The 20,252-nt window shown below is 58.3% G+C and carries 16 protein-coding genes; 5 read left to right on the forward strand and 11 right to left on the reverse strand.

The genetic code is table 11. The features are described from left to right. Positions 1 to 79: 79 nt before the first annotated feature. Complete coding sequence (locus tag V6582_RS14210) at positions 80 to 538, reverse strand: NfeD family protein (RefSeq protein ID WP_156634504.1); 459 nt, start codon at positions 536 to 538, stop codon at positions 80 to 82. A 6-nt stretch (positions 539 to 544) separates the two neighbouring features. Next, a complete protein-coding gene (locus V6582_RS14215) occupies positions 545 to 1,579 on the reverse strand; it encodes an SPFH domain-containing protein (RefSeq protein ID WP_156634503.1) in 1,035 nt (344 codons plus the stop codon). Positions 1,580 to 1,776: 197 nt separating this feature from the next. On the opposite strand from V6582_RS14215, the gene queC reads away from it, so the two are divergent. From queC to queE, 3 genes are read left to right on the forward strand one after another with little or no spacing between them, the layout of a single operon-like run. Further along, positions 1,777 to 2,484 carry a 7-cyano-7-deazaguanine synthase QueC gene (queC, locus tag V6582_RS14220; protein WP_156634502.1) on the forward strand — a complete coding sequence of 236 codons (708 nt, stop codon included), beginning with the start codon at positions 1,777 to 1,779 and terminating at the stop codon, positions 2,482 to 2,484. Between the two features lie 4 nt (positions 2,485 to 2,488). Beyond that, complete coding sequence (gene queD / locus V6582_RS14225; protein ID WP_070166776.1) at positions 2,489 to 2,845, forward strand: 6-carboxytetrahydropterin synthase QueD; 357 nt, start codon at positions 2,489 to 2,491, stop codon at positions 2,843 to 2,845. Further along, positions 2,764 to 3,603, forward strand: coding sequence for a 7-carboxy-7-deazaguanine synthase QueE (queE, locus tag V6582_RS14230; RefSeq protein WP_420360230.1), 840 nt, complete (start codon positions 2,764 to 2,766; stop codon positions 3,601 to 3,603). The genes queD and queE overlap by 82 nt, the downstream gene beginning before the upstream one ends. A 123-nt stretch (positions 3,604 to 3,726) precedes the next feature. On the opposite strand, the gene V6582_RS14235 is transcribed toward queE, so the two are convergent. After that, the gene (locus tag V6582_RS14235) at positions 3,727 to 5,775 is read right to left on the reverse strand and encodes a methyl-accepting chemotaxis protein (protein ID WP_156634501.1); all 2,049 of its coding nucleotides are present in this window, start codon (positions 5,773 to 5,775) and stop codon (positions 3,727 to 3,729) included. Between the two features lie 339 nt (positions 5,776 to 6,114). On the opposite strand from V6582_RS14235, the gene V6582_RS14240 reads away from it, so the two are divergent. Further along, positions 6,115 to 7,206 (forward strand): acyltransferase family protein, encoded by a 1,092-nt coding sequence (locus tag V6582_RS14240; protein ID WP_156634500.1) that lies wholly within the window; start codon positions 6,115 to 6,117, stop codon positions 7,204 to 7,206. A gap of 49 nt (positions 7,207 to 7,255) precedes the next feature. Here the strand turns inward: V6582_RS14240 and hemH are convergent, their stop codons facing one another. The 8 genes from hemH to V6582_RS14280 all read right to left on the reverse strand — a co-directional run bounded on the left by hemH (position 7,256) and on the right by V6582_RS14280 (position 18,095). Then, on the reverse strand, positions 7,256 to 8,290 hold the full coding sequence (gene hemH, locus V6582_RS14245; protein WP_156634499.1) for a ferrochelatase: 1,035 nt from the start codon (positions 8,288 to 8,290) through the stop codon (positions 7,256 to 7,258). Positions 8,291 to 8,439: 149 nt separating this feature from the next. Continuing rightward, on the reverse strand, positions 8,440 to 10,365 hold the full coding sequence (locus V6582_RS14250; protein ID WP_156634498.1) for a 5'-nucleotidase C-terminal domain-containing protein: 1,926 nt from the start codon (positions 10,363 to 10,365) through the stop codon (positions 8,440 to 8,442). 183 nt (positions 10,366 to 10,548) lie between these two features. Beyond that, positions 10,549 to 10,917 carry an outer membrane lipoprotein Omp10 gene (omp10, locus tag V6582_RS14255; RefSeq protein ID WP_156634497.1) on the reverse strand — a complete coding sequence of 123 codons (369 nt, stop codon included), beginning with the start codon at positions 10,915 to 10,917 and terminating at the stop codon, positions 10,549 to 10,551. Positions 10,918 to 11,290: 373 nt separating this feature from the next. After that, positions 11,291 to 12,733 (reverse strand): homospermidine synthase, encoded by a 1,443-nt coding sequence (locus V6582_RS14260; RefSeq protein WP_156634496.1) that lies wholly within the window; start codon positions 12,731 to 12,733, stop codon positions 11,291 to 11,293. A gap of 166 nt (positions 12,734 to 12,899) precedes the next feature. Next, a complete protein-coding gene (locus tag V6582_RS14265; RefSeq protein ID WP_156634495.1) occupies positions 12,900 to 14,135 on the reverse strand; it encodes a hypothetical protein in 1,236 nt (411 codons plus the stop codon). A 234-nt stretch (positions 14,136 to 14,369) separates the two neighbouring features. Further along, positions 14,370 to 15,014 (reverse strand): aminotransferase class IV family protein, encoded by a 645-nt coding sequence (locus V6582_RS14270; protein ID WP_156634494.1) that lies wholly within the window; start codon positions 15,012 to 15,014, stop codon positions 14,370 to 14,372. Further along, entirely contained in the window at positions 14,999 to 16,216 is a 1,218-nt protein-coding gene (locus tag V6582_RS14275) for an aminodeoxychorismate synthase component I (protein WP_156634493.1), read from the reverse strand. The genes V6582_RS14270 and V6582_RS14275 overlap by 16 nt, the downstream gene beginning before the upstream one ends. A gap of 19 nt (positions 16,217 to 16,235) precedes the next feature. Then, positions 16,236 to 18,095: a M3 family oligoendopeptidase gene (locus V6582_RS14280; protein WP_156634492.1), complete on the reverse strand. Its 1,860-nt coding sequence runs from the start codon at positions 18,093 to 18,095 to the stop codon at positions 16,236 to 16,238. A 575-nt stretch (positions 18,096 to 18,670) separates the two neighbouring features. Between V6582_RS14280 and V6582_RS14285 the strand changes: the two genes are divergently transcribed. Continuing rightward, entirely contained in the window at positions 18,671 to 20,218 is a 1,548-nt protein-coding gene (locus V6582_RS14285) for a sigma-54-dependent transcriptional regulator (RefSeq protein WP_156634491.1), read from the forward strand. The last annotated feature ends 34 nt before the right edge of the window (positions 20,219 to 20,252 follow it).

The following is a 20,252-nucleotide window of genomic DNA, read 5'->3' on the forward strand; positions in this document are numbered from 1 at the left end:
GACATACGACTGCGGAGCAGAGACGAGACAAAATATGACGTTTCGCTGAAGTCCCCGGTTTATTCTTAAATAGGCTTCTTCAAACCGCATCCACGGTCAAATCGCTCCCATGGGCGGCGACGATTCTGACTTGAATACCGGCGTCTAGATCCGGTCCCGAAACCGTCCAGAACGTATCATCCAACCTGATCCGGCCACGCCCCTCGCGGATCGGTTCCTGGAGTGTGGCGGTTCGCCCGACAAGACTTGCGGTGCGCTGGTTGAGCAGCGGCTCATCGCTGCGGCTGGCGTCGGAGCGTAGATAATTACGCCCAATCATGATGGCGGCGACCGAAAAAGCGCAGAACACCAGTGCTTGAACCTGCCAGGGCCAGAAGGCGTCGCCCCAGAAGGCCAGCGATAGCAGGCCGGTGGCAATAGCGCCCAGCCCGATCCAGATCATGAACATGCCGGGCATGACCAGTTCGACGGCCAGTAGCGCCATTCCCAGCACCAGCCAGCTCCACGGACCCCATTGATCGACCAGCGTGGCGAACATCGTGGCTTATTCCTCCGACTTGGCGAAGGGATTGATCGCGGGTGTGGTGCTGACTGTGGTGGTTTTCGGCACGCTTCTGGCTGAGGAGCCGGAATGACGGGCAGGACTGCCGCCCGCTTGTGGTGCATCGCCGCCGAACACTTCACGGGCGATGGCGCCAATGCCGCTCAGCGAACCGATCAGTGATGAAGCTTCCATCGGCATCAGCACGATTTTCGAGTTGGAGGCGGTGCCGATAGCGGTCATCGCCTCGGTATATTTCTGCGCGACGAAGTAGTTGATGGCCTGCACGTCACCGGCGGCAATTGCCTCGGAAACCAGGGCCGTCGCCTTGGCCTCGGCTTCTGCCAGACGCTCGCGGGCTTCGGCTTCACGATAGGCGGCTTCCCGCTGGCCTTCGGCCTGGAGAATGGCGGATTGCTTGGCGCCTTCGGCCCGCAGAATCTGGGCATTGCGGAAGCCCTCGGCTTCCAACACCAGGGCGCGTTTTTCGCGCTCGGCCTTCATCTGACGGCCCATGGCATCGACCAGATCCTTGGGCGGCTGGATGTCCTTGATCTCGACGCGGGTGACCTTGATACCCCAGGGTCGCACGGCTTCATCCACCACCCGCAGCAGCCGGTCATTGATGACCTCGCGGTTGGAGAGCAGTTCATCAAGATCCATCGAGCCCATGACCGAACGAATATTGGTCATTGTCAGGTTGAGAATGGCGTTTTCCAGATTGGCGACCTGATAAGCGGCCTCGGCAGCGTTCAGAACCTGATAAAAGGCCACGGCATCGGCGGAGACGCTGGCATTGTCCTTGGTGATGACTTCCTGGGTTGGAACATCCAGCACCTGTTCCATCACGTTCATCCTGGCACCGATGGTTTCGATGAAGGGAGTGATGATGTTCAGGCCCGGTTCCAGTGTGCGGGTATAGCGCCCGAAGCGTTCCACCGTATAGCGAAAGCCCTGCGGCACGGTCTTGATCCCGGCAATCAGCACCAGAATGACGAAGCCCACCAGGGCAATAACCATAATATCGAAGCCGGACATCTCTTCTCCCCACCGCTATTTTGTTGAACCTTATGTAAGCTTGGCCCCATCCCGTTACCAGTGGCTTGAACGATCTAAGGTCGTTGCCAGCGCAATTACCCGTTCGGGCGGGTTTGCAAAACCCCACTTCTGCGCTATCAGGGCCACGGTTTTCACCACCGGTCGCAGCCTACCCGGAAAAAACAAGGACTAGAACCATGAAAATACTCGTCGTCTGCTCCGGCGGACTCGATTCCGTTTCGCTTGCCGATAAAATGGCGGCGGAGCATCAGCTGATCGGCCTGATCTCCTTCGATTACGGCCAGCGTCATAAAAAAGAGCTGGATTTTGCAGCGCTTGCGGCCAAACGGCTGGGCGTTCCGCACCAGATCATCGACATTACCGCGATTGGTGCCAGCCTGACCGGCTCGGCGCTGACAGACGATCTCGACGTTCCCGATGGCCATTATGCCGAAGAGACGATGAAGATCACTGTCGTGCCGAACCGCAATGCCATCATGCTGGCGATTGCCTTTGGCGTGGCCGCAGCCCGCAAGGCGGATGCGGTGGCCGTTGCCGTGCATGGTGGCGACCATTTCATCTATCCCGATTGCCGACCCGGCTTCATCGATGCATTCCAGACCATGCAGACCCATGCACTGGAAGGCTATGCCGATGTCAAGCTGATGGCGCCGTTCGTCACGGTTTCGAAGGCCGATATCGTCACCGAAGGTGCGAAATACGGTACGCCATTTGAGCAGACATGGTCTTGCTACAAGGGTGGCGAGCGCCATTGTGGCCGGTGTGGCACCTGCGTGGAGCGGCGCGAAGCCTTTCATCTGGCTGGTGTTACCGATCCGACTGCCTATGAAGACCCGGATTTCTGGGTGAGCGCCACCTCCGGCTTCCAGGCCAGGGAGGTTTGAGACCATGTACCGGATCACCAAGGAATTTCATTTTTCCGCCTCGCACCAGCTGAAAGGCCTGCCCGCCGATCATCAATGCGCCCGGCTGCATGGGCATAATTATATTGTCGAGGTCGAGCTTTCGGGGGAGGACCTGAACGACCATGGCTTCCTGCGCGATTATCATGAGCTGAAAGTGCTGAAGACCTATATCGATGAGGCCTTCGATCATCGCCATCTCAATGACGTCCTGGGCCATGACAAGACCACGGCGGAATGTCTGGCCAAGCATTTCTACGATTGGTGCAAGCAGCGATTTGCCGAGACCTCTGCGGTCCGGGTCAGCGAAACCCAGAAGACCTGGGCGGAGTATCGACCGTGACGCAGCCTCAGATCTTGGGCGATACGGGGCTTAGGGTCAGCGAAATCTTTGGCCCGACCATTCAGGGCGAGGGGGTGTTGATCGGCCAGCCAACCGTGTTCGTGCGCATGGGCGGCTGCGATTATCGCTGTTCCTGGTGCGACAGCCTGCATGCGGTGGAAAGCCGCTTTCGCCACGAGTGGCTGCCAATGAGCGTCGAGGCGATCTGGTCCGAGGTGGAAAGCCTGTCCGGGGGCGTGCCTTTGATGGTGTCGCTGTCGGGCGGCAATCCGGCGATCCAGCCGCTGGGCGGGCTGATTGCTCACGGTCATGAGCGGGGCTACCGCTTTGCCCTTGAAACCCAGGGGTCGATTGCCCGCGACTGGTTTGCCGATCTGGATGTGCTGGTGCTATCGCCCAAACCACCTTCGAGCGGCATGGAAACGGATTGGGATGCGCTGTCGCTCTGTCTGGAGAAAGCCGCAGCGCGGGGCGAGCAGCAAAGCCCGCTGACCGTGTTGAAGTTCATCGTCTTCGATGAGGCCGATTATGCCTATGCCCGCGATGCCAGCGCCCGGCATCCGCATCTGCCGGTCTATCTCCAGCCCGGTAACCATACGCCCCCGCCGCCGGAAGACGATGACGCGGTAATCGATATGGATGGGATCATGACCCGGATGCATTGGCTGGTGGACCGGGTGGTCGAAGACCGCTGGTTTGCCGCCCGAGTGCTGCCGCAACTGCATGTGCTGCTCTGGGGCAATAAGCGCGGCGTGTGATGCTAAAGCATCGCGCTGAAAACCGGTGTCCATTTTTCGTACCAAGACCAACGGTCATTTAAAGAATGACCGTTGGTCTCGCGTGACCTGATGACAACCTCTTATCCGAGGACGGGTGCCTTATCAAAACTCCTCCCAGTTATCCCGGGATTGAGCGGCAGCTGCACCACCGCCAAAGGCCTTGGCGACAGCCTTGACCCGTTCGCGGGCCGGTGACGGAGCCGGACTGCGGGCGGTCATATGTGCGGAGACCGGCTGCGGTGCTCTGCGCCGAGGCTCGGACATCGTGGTTTCAGGCATTGTGCGGCTTTGCTGCCCGGAAATCTTGAAGTGGCTGAGCAGTCCGACCAGGCTCTGCGCCTCGTCGGAGAGTGAGTGGGTGGAGGCTGAGGTTTCCTCGACCATGGCGGCATTCTGCTGGGTCACCTGATCCATCTGGTTGATGGCGGCATTGATCTCATGCAGGCCGGTTGCCTGTTCCTTGGCCGCATTGGCGATGGAATGGATATGCTCGTTGATGGTCAGCACGCGGCTTTCGATCTTTGCCAGCGCTTCGCCGGTTTTTTGCACCAGCTTGACCCCGCCTTCGACCTCCTGGCCGGATTTGGTGATCAGCGCCTTGATGTCTTTGGCGGCGTTGGCGGAGCGTTGCGCCAGTTCGCGCACTTCCTGGGCAACCACGGCAAAACCCTTGCCGGCTTCACCCGCACGCGCGGCTTCTACACCGGCGTTCAGGGCCAGAAGATTGGTCTGGAAGGAAATCTCGTCGATCACGTTGATGATGGTGGAAATTTCCTTGGAGGCATTTTCGATCCGGCCCATGGCGTCCACGGCTTCGCGCACCACGACGGCGGACTGGGCGGCATTTTCCGTGGCTTCCGTCACGATCCGGCTGGCTTCCTGGGCACGTTCAGAGGAACTGCGCACCACGACCGTGATCTCATCGAGTGCCGCCGAAGTTTCCTCCAGAGCGGCCGCCTGCTTTTCGGTGCGCATCGACAACTCGTTGGTGGCATTGCTCAATTGGCCGGTGCTGCCGCTGATGGCGTCCGTCTTGTGGCGGATGCTGGAAATCGTGTCGCGCAGGCGCTCGAAGGTGGTGTTGACATTGGCCTGCAATTCGCCAAACGCGCCTCTGAACTGGCCTTGCATTTCCTGGCTCAGATCGCCGCTGGCGAGGTTGGCGATCACCCGGCGGGTTTCTGTCACCCCACGCTCAACGCTTGCGATCAGCTCATTGATATTGTTGGCGAAAAGGTCAAGATTCGGATCGTCGTAATGTTTGTCGATCCGCTTGCTGAAATCGCCATCGGCGGCGGCTGCGACGACGACGGACATGCTGGATTGCAGGTCATCGCTTTTGGCGCGCAGGGCGGTTTCCTGGACATTCATGCGGGCGACCTCCTGGCCATTGCGCTTGAAGGTTTCCACCGCCAAGGCCATATCGCCGATTTCATCCTTACGGGTGGCGCCCGGCACGTCGGTTTCGAAATCGCCACTGGCGACACGCTTGATGGCCGTGGTGAGCTGGACGATCGGGCGGCTCAATTGCTTGACGCCGATATAGATCCCGAGGCCGACGCCGATCAGGATCGAGACAACCGTCACCGAGACGATCAGGATCATCATGGTTGTCTGGAAACTGGCGACCGAAGCCGTCACCGCCTGGAGTTCTTTCTTGTCGGCGCTGACGACGGCATCCACCTCGGTCTGGAAGGCTTTGCGGTTGGCGCGGTTGGCCTCGTTATTGCCCTGCTCATTGGCGGATTGCGGGCTGACTTCGGTGCCCAGACGGACCGTTTCCGTGCGGAATGTCCGGAATTCCGCCGCCTTGGCAACCATGGCTTGGAAGGCCTGCAGCTGGGTTTCCGGTATCATTTTCCGCCAGGTTTGAAGCGTGGCATCCATGTCATCGAGGCTTTTTGTCAGCCCCTTGCCGAATTTGTCGGCGTCTTCCTTGGATTTCGCCGCGTAGATACCCCGTGATTCCATCACGACCGAAGTGATCAGACGGTTGAGCCGCTCACCCTGGAAGGCGCGCTCGGATAGGTTGAGAACCTGTGCGGTCTTGCTGTCATACCGCAATGTCACGAAAATCCCGATCGCCCCAATCAGGGATGCGGCAAAGCCGAGAATGAAGACAAGTAGATATATTTTTCCATTAATACGCATAGATTCCTCCTCCGCGGGGGCGCGGCAATCTCCCTCGATAGGTTCAATGTAGGGTGGAACAATTAATTATTGCTTTGATTTGCCCCCTTGGGCTACACAATCCGCAGATTGTAGAGGCTTGCTTTCACCATCAACATCGGCATGGATGAACAGTGCCGCGGGCAGGGGCGGGGAGGCTCATTTCAATATGGACTCATTAAGAACGGCGTTTTAAAAGCAATCTGTATATTTAAAGTATGCAATAGAAAATTTTTAAGCGGGTCAGTATCGCGCGTTGGGTAAAACGCAGGATGCTGAAGGGGAACGGGACCTGGTTTTCCCGAAACATGTTGTGAGAATATGAAAAAGCAGCCGAGTGAAAGCCATAAGATAACTTCACTTGAAGGTCTGCGAGGTATCATGGCATGGTGGGTGGTGCTGGGGCATGTTTCCTTGACATTCGGCTGGGGCCTGCCAATTGTCGACCGCAATGTCCTGGCGGTGGATGTGTTTATCATCCTGTCCGGCTTCGTGATTGCCCGCCTGATCGACCGCAAGGCTGAGCCGCTGGGACTTTATATTACTCGCCGTGGCTTCCGGCTGTTTCCACTATATCTGGTGGTTCTTGCCCTTTCGACAGTGCTGCTGCGGGTGCAGGTTTCCGCCTGGCAGGACATTCCCTTCGCGACGCCGACCAATGCCAACCGGCTCTATCTGGCTCAACAGGGCCTGGGGTCGCTCGCTCAGCAGCTTCTCGTCCATGTTCCGCTGTTGCAGGGCTTGGTGCCGGATCACGTGCTCGATAGCGCCCCCTATACGATCGTCGGCCAGGCCTGGAGCATTTCCATGGAGTGGCAGTTCTATCTGCTGGCGCCATTCTTCCTGTGGGCGCTGGCAAAGAAGCAGCGCTGGCCGTTGGGAGCGGCTGTCTTCCTTGGCCTGATCCTGGTGACGGATCTGCTTCCGGGCGGCTTCATCGGCTATAAGGTTTCCCGTTTTGCCATCGGCATCTGTAGCTATATGGCCTTTGATCGCAGGCAGGAATGGCGGGGATGGTTGCTGGCAATTCTGGGTTTTGCCGGTATTGCTGTTGTGCGCGAAGGGCTTTCACAACTGCTGCCGCTTTTGCTCTGGGCGGTCGTCCTGCTCTCGGCAGCGGCACCCGTCCATCACCTGATGCACCTGCCGGCGCGGCTTCTGGGGTCGGCTCTGCCGGTCCATCTCGGGCAGATCTCCTATTCGGTCTATCTTGTCCACATGATCCCGCTTTACGTGTCGATCGCGGTTCTGACCGGATTGGGCGTTTCGAACTCGGTCCTGCAGGCTGGTGTTGTGATCTTCACACTTGTCGCGACTTATCTTCTGTCCCTGGTCAGTTACCGTTTCATAGAGAAACCGGGAATCGAGCTTGGCGCCCGATTGACCCGGCCAGCGGAACTGCAAACCGCGTGATTTTGGTTTAAGTACTTCTATGAAGAGTCATTGAAAATGGCTCGTCGTCTCAAACCCAGCCCTGCAACTCCCGGCGCACGACGTTTTCCAGCACGCGCATGCCGTCCGGGCTGTCGTTCAGGCAGGGAATATGGGTGAATTTCTCACCGCCGGCGTGGTGGAAGATTTCGCCTGCTTCTCCGGCAATTTCCTCCAGCGTTTCAAGACAATCGGAGACGAAGCCGGGATTGATCACGGCAATGCGCTTGACGCCATCCTTGGCCAGTTTTTCCACGGTCTTGTCGGTATAGGGCTGTAGCCACTCCTCAGGCCCGAAGCGGGACTGGAAGGTGACCATCAGTTTTTCCTTCGGCCAGCCCAACCGGTCGCGCAGCAGGCGCGCGGTCTTGTAGCATTGGCAATGGTAGGGATCGCCCTTCATGAAATAGGACTTCGGAATGCCGTGGAACGAGGTCAGCACCAGTTCCGGTTCCCAGTCGAGGCTGGCGAGATGGGCTTCGATGGAATTGGCCAGTGCATCGATATAGACCGGATCGTCGCTATATTGCGGCACGGTGCGCAGTGCCGGCTGCCAGCGCATCTTGAGTAGTGCCTTGAAGGCTTCGTCATTGACGGTGGCTGTGGTGGCTGCGGCATATTGCGGATAGAGCGGAAACAGCAGGATCTTTTCGCAGCCTGCCTTTTGCAGCGCGTCGATGCGCGATTTGATTGACGGCTGGCCGTAGCGCATCGCCCAATCCACCACGACATTTGGCAGGTCGGCAAAGGAGGCCGCCATTTTCTCCGCCTGATTGCGGGTATAGGTGCGCAGATAGCTCTCGTTCAGATCCTTGTTCCAGATTTCGGCATAGGCCTTGCCGACCTTGCCCGGACGGGTGTTGAGGACGATGCCATAGAGGATCGGGTACCAGAACAGCCGCGACCATTCGATCACCCGCTTGTCGCTGAGGAATTCCTTCAGGTAGCGGCGCATCGAGGTGTAATCGGTGCCGTCGGGCGTGCCGAGATTGACGAGCAGCACGCCGACCTTGCCGAAATTGACCTTTGGATGTTCGGCAGGAAGATGGTTGACGATCGCGCTCATATTTGGACTACCTTGGTCAAGAATTCGATGCTGGTGTTACGCTTTTGGACCGAGAAGAGATCACTGTCCAGAATGAAAAATGGCCCGGATCGCTCCGGGCCGGACCTTTTGTCGCACGCGGGAGGCTGAAGGCTTCCCACAACTGAAAGTTACTTCGCCGGAACGGTCAGAACTTCACCGATCTCGATATGGTCGGGATGGCGCAGCGTGTTGGCACCGGCAATTTTCTTCCAGTCCTCGCCATTGCCATAAGTGGCCTCAGCGATCTTCCACAGGCTATCACCCTTGACCACGGTATATTGCGTCGGCTGAGCGGCAGCGGGCGGTGCGGAAACGGCCGGAGTTACCGGTGCAGGAGCTGCGGGCGCAGGGGTTGCCGGAGCGGCAGGCGCTGTTGCGGCAGGAGCCGGTGCGGTGGCCTGTGCGCCGGTCGCCGTCTTCGGCTGGGCCGCTGGCGCAACATAGCCGGCTGGCGTGACTTCGCTGACGCGGCCATCGGTAAACGGCTTGTAGGGCGAATTCTTGGCCAGGAAGTCGGCTGTCACATCGGCCAGATCCGGTCCGTAATCATAGGCGTTCTGCCCGGCTGTCGCAAAGATCTTGTAGCCGTCGCCGCCGGAGCGCATGTAATTATTGGTGACGACACCGTAGAGCTTGCTGGTGTCGAGCGGCACGAAGCCGTCGCCGTCCTTGACCTGCACGTCAACGACCCGGCTGCCGACCGGCTTGGAACGATCGAAGCTGTATTTCAGACCGGCAACCTGGGCGAACCGGCCCGCGCCGTCATCCACTTGGCTCACGCCGTTTTCAAGCGCGGCAATCACGTCGGAGCCCTTGAGCTGGAAGGTGGCAAGCGTGTTCTGGAAGGGGAGGACGGTGATAACCGAGCCCATGGTGACCTTGCCGCCGCCAATCGAAGAGCGCAAGCCGCCGCCGTTCTGGATGGCGATGCTCATGCCCTGGCTGCGGGTATGATCCAGCATGGCCTCGGCCACCAGGTTGCCCATGGCGCATTCCTTGACGCGGCAGGACGTGGAGGCGCCGTCGATCGGGCCAGCGCTTTCGCCGATTTCCTTCTGGCGCAATTCCTGGATCGGACCGGCCAGTTCCTTGACCTTGGCGGTCATCGCTTCATCAGGCTTGAATTTCGAATCGATCAGGATCGGATCGCCCTTGGCGCTCTTCACCACGCCGTTATCGTCGAAAACCACGGTCAGATCACCGAGATATTTGCTGTAGGAGGCCGCTGTTACCACTGGCACCTTGTAGCCGCCGGGATTGTCGACCAGCGTCGGATAGGGGCCTTCGGCTTTCGGATCGGTGTTTGACAGCAGTGTGTGCGAGTGGCCGCCGACCACGACGTCGACATCCGGGATCTTGGCGATCTCCATGTCGCGGTGATAGCCGACATGGGTGAGAGCGATGATCTTGTTGACGCCTTCGGCCTTCAATTTCTTCACTTCTTCGGTGATGGCGACGACATCGTCAGTGAATTTCACATTCGGTCCCGGCGAGGCGAGTTCGACGGTCTCCGGGGTAATGGCGCCGACGATGCCGATCTTCTGGCCGCCGATCTCCAGGATTGTGGAGGGCTTGAACTTGTCCTTCAGCTTGGACTCGGCATTGGCCTCCAGATTGGCGACCACGACCGGAAACTGCACCTTGTCGAGGAAGGGACCAATGGCCGTCTCACCATCGTCGAATTCGTGATTGCCAAGTGTCATGGCGTCGAACTTCAGGATGTTCATCACATCCAGTTCAGCGGTGCCCTTATACGTGGTGTAAAACAGCGATCCCTGGAAATTATCGCCAGCATTCAGCGTCAGGACATTCTTGCCGGCAAGCGATGAGCGGGTCTGGTCGAGTGCCGTCTTCAGGCGAGCGGCGCCACCGAAGCACTGGTTCTTGCTTTCTTCATCTGCCGAGCAGGTCGAATCATATTTATTGATCGACTCGATCCTGGAGTGGAAATCGTTGATATGCAGGATGTTCAGCTCGAAATCGGCAAAGGCCGCACCCGACGACAAGATCAGCACCGAGGCGCTCAACAGGCCAAATTTAAATCTTTTTAACATCCGTAACTCCTGATTTCATGGAACACCCGCTTTGGTTACCCCTCTTTTATGACGTTCTTATCGGGCTTTCGCGGAAGGATGTATGTTTCCATCGCGCTTGGTTTACCGCAAGCGAAAATACACCAGAACAGCAAAAAGCCGGCCCGTTGGGCCGGCTTTGTCAAGCCTCGATGAGGTTAAGCGTCAGATCTTGCGGCGTAGCGAGAAATTCGAGCCGGCGTCCGTGGTGCAGTTCAGCTGTTCCGGCGAAACCAGCGCGCAATTGACCCGCGACTGTGTCTTGCGTACCAGCGAGGTCATGTTGATTTCCACCAGCGTAGGCGAGGTATTGGTATAGGTACCGGAGGCCAGAAGCGCATTGGTGTCGCTGGAGCGGGTGGCAAATGTGCCGCCCTGGAAAGTGGAAACGATACCGTTCGGATCGACCCAGGCACCATCGACGCCTTGTGGCTGCGGCGTATTATATGCGACCTGGCGCGGCGGCGGCGTGCCTACGCAGGACGACACGGCAAAGGCCGCGACGAGCAGAATTGCGATGCTTTTGACCTTCATGACAGTCTCCATCCGGCAGGACATTATGGCCGCCTATGTCTCTGGCCTCTGCCCGGTCGCCTCGGCCGGAGAGGTCTCTTGCTCTTCATATTCGCGGTTGGTGACAACCGATTTCCTGAAAGTCCCGAGGGCCGATCAGGTTCCATACTGGCGACCATGCCGCGAAGATCGGGTGAAAGCAAGGCTTCCAACCGCTTCCCGGCCACTTGAACACAATCATGGCAGTGTTGTTCCACAGGGACATGAAAAGCGTGCCATGCTGGTCTTAGCGCCGCGCGGTCTTTCGATGCGCGGCGCCATTAGTTCAGGCCACTGTTTCAGGCCATTGTTTCAGATCGGCAGACGGATAGTGCCATCCGCCGTTCTGCTGCCTTTAGCGCACCAGGATATTCTTGAACTGCCAGGCGTCCTTGGTGTCGAGGTCTTCCGGGAACAGGCCGGGACGACCGTCGAGCGGGGTCCAGTCGGTGTAATGGCCTTCGACCGGGCCGAGATAGGGCGACTGCACTTCCAGGCAGCGCTTGTAATCGACTTCATCGGCCTCGACGATACCAGCCTTCGGGTTCTCGATGGCCCAGACCATGCCGGCCAGCACGGCGGAGGTTACCTGCAAGCCAGTGGCATTCTGGTAAGGGGCGATGCGGCGGGTTTCTTCCAGCGACAGGCGCGAACCATACCAGTAGGCGTTCTTTTCATGGCCATAGAGCAGTACGCCCAACTCGTCGATGCCATCGACCAGCTCGTTTTCGTCGAGAACATGCAGGACCGGCTGGGCGGTGCCGCCATTGCCGAACATTTCATGCAGCGACAGAACCGCGTCATTGGCCGGATGATAGGCGTAATGGCAGGTCGGGCGATAGGCGACTTCGCCGTCCTTCTCGACGGTGAAGTAATCGGCAATCGAGATCGATTCGTTGTGGGTGACGAGGAAGCCATATTGCGGGCCGGGGGTCGGGCACCAGGTGCGCACGCGGGTATTGGCGCCCGGCTGTTCCAGATAGATCGCAGCCTGGCAGCCCTTCTTATGCTTCTTGGCGTTTTTAGGCATCCACGTTTCGTGCGTGCCCCAGCCAAGCTCGGCCGGTTGCAGGCCTTCGGAAATGAAGCCTTCCACCGACCAGGTGTTCCAGAACACGTTGAGCGGCTTCGGTGTCTTGGCCAGCTGCGTGTCGCGCTCGGCAATGTGAATGCCCTTGACGCCGACCTTCTTCATCAGCTTGGCCCAGCCTTCGCGGTCATCGACCGAGGGCTCTTCAAACTTCAGGCCGATCTCGTTGGCGATATTGACCAGCGCCTGCTTGACGAACCAGGAGACCATGCCCGGATTGGCGCCGCAGGTGGAAACGGCGGTGGTGCCGCCCGGGTTCTTCTTCTTTTCCTGGCGAACGGTTTCGCGCAGCGCATAGTTGGTGCGCTCAGAGTTCTTCATGTTCTTGTCGAAATAGAAGCCCAGCCAAGGCTCAACCACCGTATCGATGTAAAGCACGTCCAGCTTGCGGCACAGCTTCATCAGGTCGAGCGAGCCGGTATCGACCGACAGGTTGACGCAGAAGCCCTGGCCTTCGCCTTCGGTCAGCAGAGGCTTCAGCAGGTCCTTGTAGTTCTCCTTGGTGACATGCGCCTGGATGTGCTTGATGCCATGCTTGGCCAGCAATTCGGCTTCGTCATTGCGCGGGTCGATGACCACCATCCGGCTCTTGTCGAACTTGAAATGGCGTTCGATCAGCGGCAGGGTGCCACGGCCGATCGAGCCGAAACCGATCATCACGATCGGACCGGTGATCTCGCCGTAAACCGGATAGGTCTGGGTGGTCATATAGTCTCTCCTTGGAAGGCCGTTTTGCCATAGGCGCATTGTTCACGAACGCGGTCTTGCTATGGCCGGGTTCTTTCTCTTCCTAGAGCATAATTCAGCGACAGAATAAAGACGGCGTTTCGAGAGATTGCCTCCGGGCAATAGTGACTTGCCCGAAGCTATTCGATCAGGTGGCTGACGCCGTGCGCTTGCGTTCTCGCCGGCCCAGCACGACGGCGAAGATAAAGGTGATGGTGAGGATCAGCGCTGCTGCGAGCCAGAGGAGCAGCAAGCTGGCCAGATCGTAATCACTGGAAAGGCCTCGCGTGGTGCCATCGCCATAGGCGAAATTCCAGCCGCCGATATAAGCGATGCCGGTGACGAACAGCGCGGCTATATAGATGAGAGGCAGAAGCAACGCTCGTTTCAGGGCAGGTTTATGGTTGAGATTGACGGTGGCGCCGACCTGGCCATTGCCTTTCCAGATGGTAATGGCCAGAACCGCAATGATTGGAAAATGTCCAACCAGATCCACCCGGCCGAATTCCAGCACGGCGGAGCCAAAGATCATCAGCAGTGCGAGGGCCGATAGCCGGCTGGCAACGGGGCCGCCCAGCAGCAGCATAGCGGCGGCGCCAAATTCAAACCAGCCGGAGAGGCTGAGAAAGACTTCTGGCGTCAACCCCATCGTCAAATAGGGTCGTGCGCACAGCAGCGTCAGCGACCAATCCGCGAAAGCCCATTTTTCCATAGAAGCCCACATCAGCGTCCAGGACATTGTTGCGCCGAGAAGGCCGATCCGGTGGGCGGTGAAGCTGGCCAGAGCCCTAACCCGAAGCCTGTCAAGGCTGATGGAGATCAGGCAGATGGCAAATCCCAGAAAAAGAGGGTAATCCAGCAGGTGATAGGTTCCATATTGCCGCGCCGCGCCAACCCATAGGCCAATCAAGCCAAACCCGGTCAGGCCGGCCCCCCTGCGCGAGAGGCAAAGTGCAGCCAATCCGAGTTGTATCCACTGTATGCTGGGATCCGAGGTCTTGAGCTCGGGCGTCAACCAGATCGGCTCCGGCAGCATCCAGAGCCAGGACAGCCAAAACGCAACGGTGAGACGGATCAGGTCGTCGGCCTTGAAGCCAAAGGGTTGCCGTATCAAGGACAGAACCCAGCCAAGCCGAGAGTTTTTTCCTGCCGCGTCAAGCGCTACACAGGCCCAAAGCGCAGGCAGGCTCAGGGCGAGGCCAAGCAACCATGTTGGTGTCGCCATGAATTGGTCAGGTGATATAGGTTGCTCTTTAATATTAAAGGATTGAAACCACTTTATATGAGCAAAAGAACTGTTAGCGCTAACTCCAATAATAAATATTGAAGCTAATATAATGCATATTAATTTTCCTATTTTTTCGTAGTAAATATTGTTTTTCATATTGATTTACCTATTTAAAATAATCAATACGTATTTTTATCTATCAATTCTCTTATTATGACAATTTAAGAAATTTTACTCATGATATTTGCAATAATTATGAATTGATTTTCAATGTAAAATTTACAATTCAATTTTCGATTATAAAATTAAAAATCGTAAAAACCACCAGGATCATCCATTCGATGAGGCGGTCGATCGTGTTGTTGCTGTTGTTTTTTTAGTTTATGAAGATTAAGCGACGGCCTTCTGCTGTTCTTCCACCAGTTCGGCGCGGATCAGGCCGCGCAGGCTGTTGCCGACGAAGATCGCCCGTCCATTCAGGCTTTCCGGTTTCAGCAGGTCGGCGCGGGCCTTGCGTTCACGGATCATCTCGGCGCGCAGGATGCCGGGAATGAGACCGCTGGTCAGCGGCGGGGTGATCAGCATGCCATCCAGACCCTGGACGAAGACATTGGTAAACGTCCCCTCACAGATTTCGCCACGCTCGTTCAGCAGCAGAACTTCATCTGCCTCCTCGGTGGAAAACTCGGCCCTGGCCGCTTCATAGGGATCGCGCCGCGAGGTCTTGTGGCGGTAGAGCGTATCCTGTGAATTCAGCCTGGTCTTTTCGGCGATGCGAAGACGCCAGATGGTGTTTTCGCCAATAGGTTCGAAGGGAAGTGCCGCTGCCTCCAGCTTGCCGCGAAAATTCATGGCGAGGCGCACCCGAAGCGGGGTATCGCCACTCACCACTTCTTTTAATGCCGCTTCGGGCTTGATCGGCTGGCGAAAGCCCAGCGCATCGGCAGAGCGCGAGAGGCGCCGCAAATGCTGGTCGAGCCTGATGAAGCCCTGGCCTGGCTCCCAGCGGAGCGTTTCAATCAGCGTGAAATCCATTGATCACCTACCGCAAAGCGCGCCTTGAGCAGACATTCCTGATATTCCTGTTCAGGCTTCGAATCAAAAACAATCCCGCCACCGACATTGAAAACCGCCCGGCGGCTTTTGAAAAGCCCCTGTTGTTCACGGAAATGCTCCGAAACGACCGGTTGATCAAATAAAGTCAGGGTTCGGATGGCAACGGAAAACCGCATCGGGCCTGCCGGATCGCAAAAACCGATGGCGCCGCAATAGATATCGCGCGGTCCTTGCTCCAGCCGGTGCAGGATCTGCATGGCGGCGAGCTTGGGTGCGCCGGTAATCGAGCCACAGGGAAACAGCGCTTCAAGAATGTCGCCAAGGCCCATTCCAGGCAAAAGCCTGCCGCGCACATGGCTCACCAATTGATGCAGCGTCGGATAAGTCTCGATATCGAACAGTTTCGGCACGGTCAGGCTATCAGGCTCGATGATCCGGGAGATGTCGTTGCGCAGCAGATCGACGATCATCCGGTTTTCGGCCTGGGTCTTTTCGTCCGTCAGCATTGCCGCCTTGATCGCCTCGTCCTCGGCATCATCAGAGCCGCGTGCCGCCGTGCCCTTCATCGGATGGGTCTCGATAAAGCCGTCGCCATCCACCTTGAAGAACAGTTCCGGCGAGCGCGAGACGATGGCCGGACCGCCGAGTTCCACCAGCGCACCGTAAGAGACCGGCTGACGCGCGATCAGCGACCAGAAGACGTCGCGAGGGCTGCCCCGATAGGCCGCCTCGATGGGCATGGTTAGGTTGGCCTGGTAGCAATCGCCCTGCCTGAGATGCTGGTGCAGGGTCTCAAACCGCTGCCGATAGGTCTCGAAATCCCAGGCTGCAACCGGGTTTCCCAGCAGGTGGGTGTTGCTTTCGGGGTGATGCGGGTTTCCCAGCGGATGAGCAGGGTCGGCTGGCGCGTTGAAAATGCCAAACTGGAGGAGCGGTACGTCCCGCCCATCAGGGATCAGCGGTCTCAGCTTGTCTTCAAACACAAAGCCCGCTTCATAAGCCAGCGTCCCCGCCAGCCAGTAACCCTCCTTGCGGGCGCGTTCCAACTGGGCAAGCGCCGGCAGAACGTCGTCGCCCCGCCGGGCGACGACGATGTCCACTGGATCGGTAAACACCAGCGTTTCACCGCTTTTGTCATTCCGAAACAGGATCGACGGTTGAAACGGTTCGGATTTCGCCATCGTGGCTCGATCTGTCCGTTCAGACTTTGGCGTCAAGCGCTTCCAGCTCGTCGATCAGCCCTTCGATCATCGACAGGCCCTTGGCCCAGAAGGATGGGTCGGTGGCATCCAGACCGAACGGCGCGAGAAGCTCGGAATGATGCTTGCTGCCGCCCGCCTTCAAGAGGTCGAAATACTTCTGCTGGAAGCCCTGTTCGGCATTCTGGTAGACGGCATAGAGCGAATTGACCAGGCAATCGCCAAAGGCATAGGCATAGACATAGAAGGGCGAATGAATGAAATGGGGGATATAGGCCCACCAGGTCTCATAACCCTCGGACACCTTGATGGCTGGTCCAAGGCTTTCTTCCTGCACCGATAGCCACAGTTCGCCAATCTTTTCCGCCGTCAACTCGCCCTCCTTGCGGGCGGTGTGCAGCTTGCGCTCGAATTCGTAGAAAGCGATCTGGCGCACGACCGTGTTGATCATGTCCTCGACCTTCTGGGCCAGCATGGCCTTGCGCTCACGCGCATCCGTGGCCTTTTCCAGAAGCGCCCGGAAGGTCAGCATTTCGCCGAACACCGAGGCGGTCTCGGCCAGCGTCAGCGGCGTCTGGCACATCAGCGCGCCCTGTTCGCCGGCGAGAACCTGATGCACGCCGTGGCCCAGTTCATGGGCCAGCGTCATCACGTCGCGCGGCTTGCCGAGGTAATTGACCAAAACATAGGGATGGGCAGACGGCACGGTCGGATGGGCAAAGGCGCCGGGCGCCTTGCCGGGGCGGGCGGGCGCATCGATCCAGCCGCCATCAAAGAAGCGACCGGCAATCTCTGCCATATCAGGCGCAAAACCGCGATAGGCCGACAGCACGGTCTGGCGGGCCTCATCCCAGGGAATGATCCGGTCGATGCTGTCGGGCAGGGGGGCGTTGCGGTCCCAGAAATTCATCTGCTCCATGCCCAGCCACTTGGCTTTCATCTTGTAATAGCGGTGCGACAGGCGCGGATAGGCATCACGCACCGCAGCGGCCAGCGCATCGACCACCTGACGTTCGACCCGGTTGGACAGATGGCGGCTATCGGCAATGTCGGCAAAGCCGCGCCAGCGGTCGGAAATTTCCTTGTCCTTGGCGAGCGTATTGGTGACCAGCACGAAAACCCGGATATTGTCCTTGAAGGTCTTCGACAGCGCCATGGCTGCCTTTTCACGCAACGCTGGATCGGCTTCCTGCAACATGGTCAGAACCGGCTCCAGCGTCATCTGCTCGCCGTCGATCTCAAAACGCAGGCTTGCCAGGGTCTCGTCGAACAGCCGGTTGAAGGCCGCCGAACCGGTCTGGGATTTTTCCAGGAACAATTGTTCCAGCTTGTCATCCAGCTGATAAGGCTTGTCTTGCCTGAGATCGACCAGCCAGGGCTTGTAATGGGCGGTGGCCGGATCGCGGGCAATGGCGGCATCGATCACCGCATCGTCCAGCCGGTTCAGCTCCAGCGTGAAAAACAGCAGGTGGGCGGCAAGCTCCGTCAGCCTGGCCTGCACATCGCCGAAGAATTTGCCGTTTTCCGGCTTGGTCATCTCACTATAGTAATAAAGTCCGGCATAGGAGCCGATTTTGCCGAGCAGGTCTTCGAGATCTTCGAATTCCTTCAGCGCGGCACCCAATCCCTGATCTGCGTCCTTGCTGGCGGCATCTTCCAGCCGCCCCTTCCATTTGGTCTCGAAGGCCAGGCTCATCTCGCTGGCCTTGGCGAGGTCGGCCTTGAAGAGATCCGAGGAGGGGGCTGGATAAAGATCGGTGAGCTGCCATTCGGGCAGCGTGCCGAGGCCTTGGCTTAGCGCTGATACGCTTGCGGATTCGGCTGCCGGAAGGCGGGTCTGGTTAACGGGGCTGAAAGGCATGATGGCACCCTTGAGGTCTTTCGGGCCGTGCCGTCACCAAAATGGAACAGGCGCCGGTCCGATGCGTTTGGCATGAGATATCCCCAGTCATAGCATGGCAAAGGCACCCGACAACAGCATATGGCAGATGTCTGTGCATTTCAGCGCTTGCCATTCTACCCGTCGATCTGGCATTTTAGGAAAAAGACGTCTGTGCCGATATTTGACAAAATCGAGGCACGGAGGAATTGGACTGTGTCTAAGGCCGGGATTCTGTGGCTTTTTGCAGTCTTTTTTTTAAGGCATTGTATCGAAGCGGACAGTTTGGCGGGCTATAGATAAAATCCTAGCAAATGTTGGAACCTGTTTTTCAAAACTCCATGGCATTTTGCGGGACAAGGACGACGGTTACAGCCTTTGCTTGCGGAGGGAACCTGAAAAGCGCAGCATTTTCAGGGTTTGTGGCCGGGTTCGGAAAAGGCCGAATTCGGAAAGGCCGAATTTGGAACAGGATCGCGTTTTTGATTCTGCCGCTTACGGACATGGTCCATTGTTTCAACCGGCGCCAGACGCCATAAGGACTCGGGGAGCTAAAATTGACCGCTCATATTCTCGTTGTCGATGACGATCCGGTTCAACGCCGGTTGTTGAAGGCCGCTGTCGAAAGCCAGGGGCATGTTGCCCATCTGGCCGAGGACGGAGAGGCAGGCCTTGCCTATTTCCGTCAGCACAAGGCGGAGATTTCCGTCATCCTACTGGATTTGATGATGCCGGGCGTATCCGGCCTCGATTTCCTGGTCGCCATCGGCGGTCAGGAGGCGGAAGTGCCTGTCATCGTCCAGACCGGTCAGGGCGGCATCGATACCGTGGTGCAGGCCATGCGGGCTGGCGCCTTCGATTTCGTCGTCAAGCCGGTCTCGCCGGAGCGGATCGCATCGGCCATCGGCAATGCGCTGCGCGTCGATCAGCGCGACGCCAAGACGCGGCCTGCGCGCCGCTCGCGCACCGGTGCAGTGCATTTTTCCGATATTATTTCGGCAAGCCCGGCCATGACCCGGGTCATCGACCTGTCGCGCCGTGCGGCCCAGTCGAATATCCCTGTCGTGCTGGAAGGCGAATCGGGCGTTGGCAAGGAAATGGTCGCTCGGGCCATCCAGTCGGGCAGCGACCGCGCCTCGCGGCCATTTGTCACGGTCAATTGCGCTGCCATTCCCGCCAACATGGTGGAAAGCATTCTGTTCGGCCATGAAAAGGGATCTTTCCCCGGTGCGACCGAACGCCATATCGGCAAATTCGCCGAGGCTGACGGCGGTACGCTGTTCCTCGACGAGATCGGCGAATTGCCGCTCGATACCCAGGTCAAGCTGCTTCGGGCCGTGCAAGAAGGCGAAATCGAGGTTATCGGCGCCCGCCAGACCCAGAAGGTCAATGTGCGGCTGATCTCGGCGACCAACAAGGACTTGATCGAAGAGGTCAAGGCTGGCCGGTTCCGCGAGGACCTTTATTACCGCCTCAACGTCTTCCCCATCACCATTCCGGCTCTGCGCCGCCGCAAGGAGGACATTCCCTTCCTGGCGCGCGCCTTTACCGAACGGTTCTCGGCGGAACAGCGTTTGACCCGTACCCTGTCTCTGGGGGCCGGCGCGCTTGCTTTGCTGACGGCCTTCGATTGGCCCGGCAATATCCGCCAGTTGGAAAATGCCATCTACCGGGCGGTGATTCTGGCCGAAGGCACGGATCTGACGGAAAGCGATTTCCCGCAGATCCTGGCGCAGATCCCAGGCGGTTTGGCGCAGGACAAATTCTGGACAGGCTTGCCCGGCACGGCGGAAAGCCAGCCGGAACAGGTGGCGCCGCGCGGCGCAGACCGGCCGGAACTGGCCTTTATCGACCGGCTCCCGGCCCCGCGCGCCGAGGACCCGCGTCCGGTAGCGTTGGACAATGTCATCGTCAGCATCGACGAGAGCGGCAATGTCCGGCAATTGGCTGAGATTGAGGAAGAACTGATTCGTTTCGCGCTGAAATTCTACCGGGGCCAGATGAGCCAGGTGGCACGCAAGCTGGGAATCGGCCGCTCGACGCTCTATCGCAAGCTGAAGGATTACGGGATCGACCCGGATAATCCGCAGAAGCACGCCGCCTGAAAAAGCTGATATCCGGGTTTGTTTCAGCGCCCGG

This window comes from Agrobacterium vitis, from assembly GCF_037039395.1.
In the GTDB taxonomy this organism is placed as follows: Bacteria; Pseudomonadota; Alphaproteobacteria; order Rhizobiales; family Rhizobiaceae; genus Allorhizobium; species Allorhizobium vitis_E.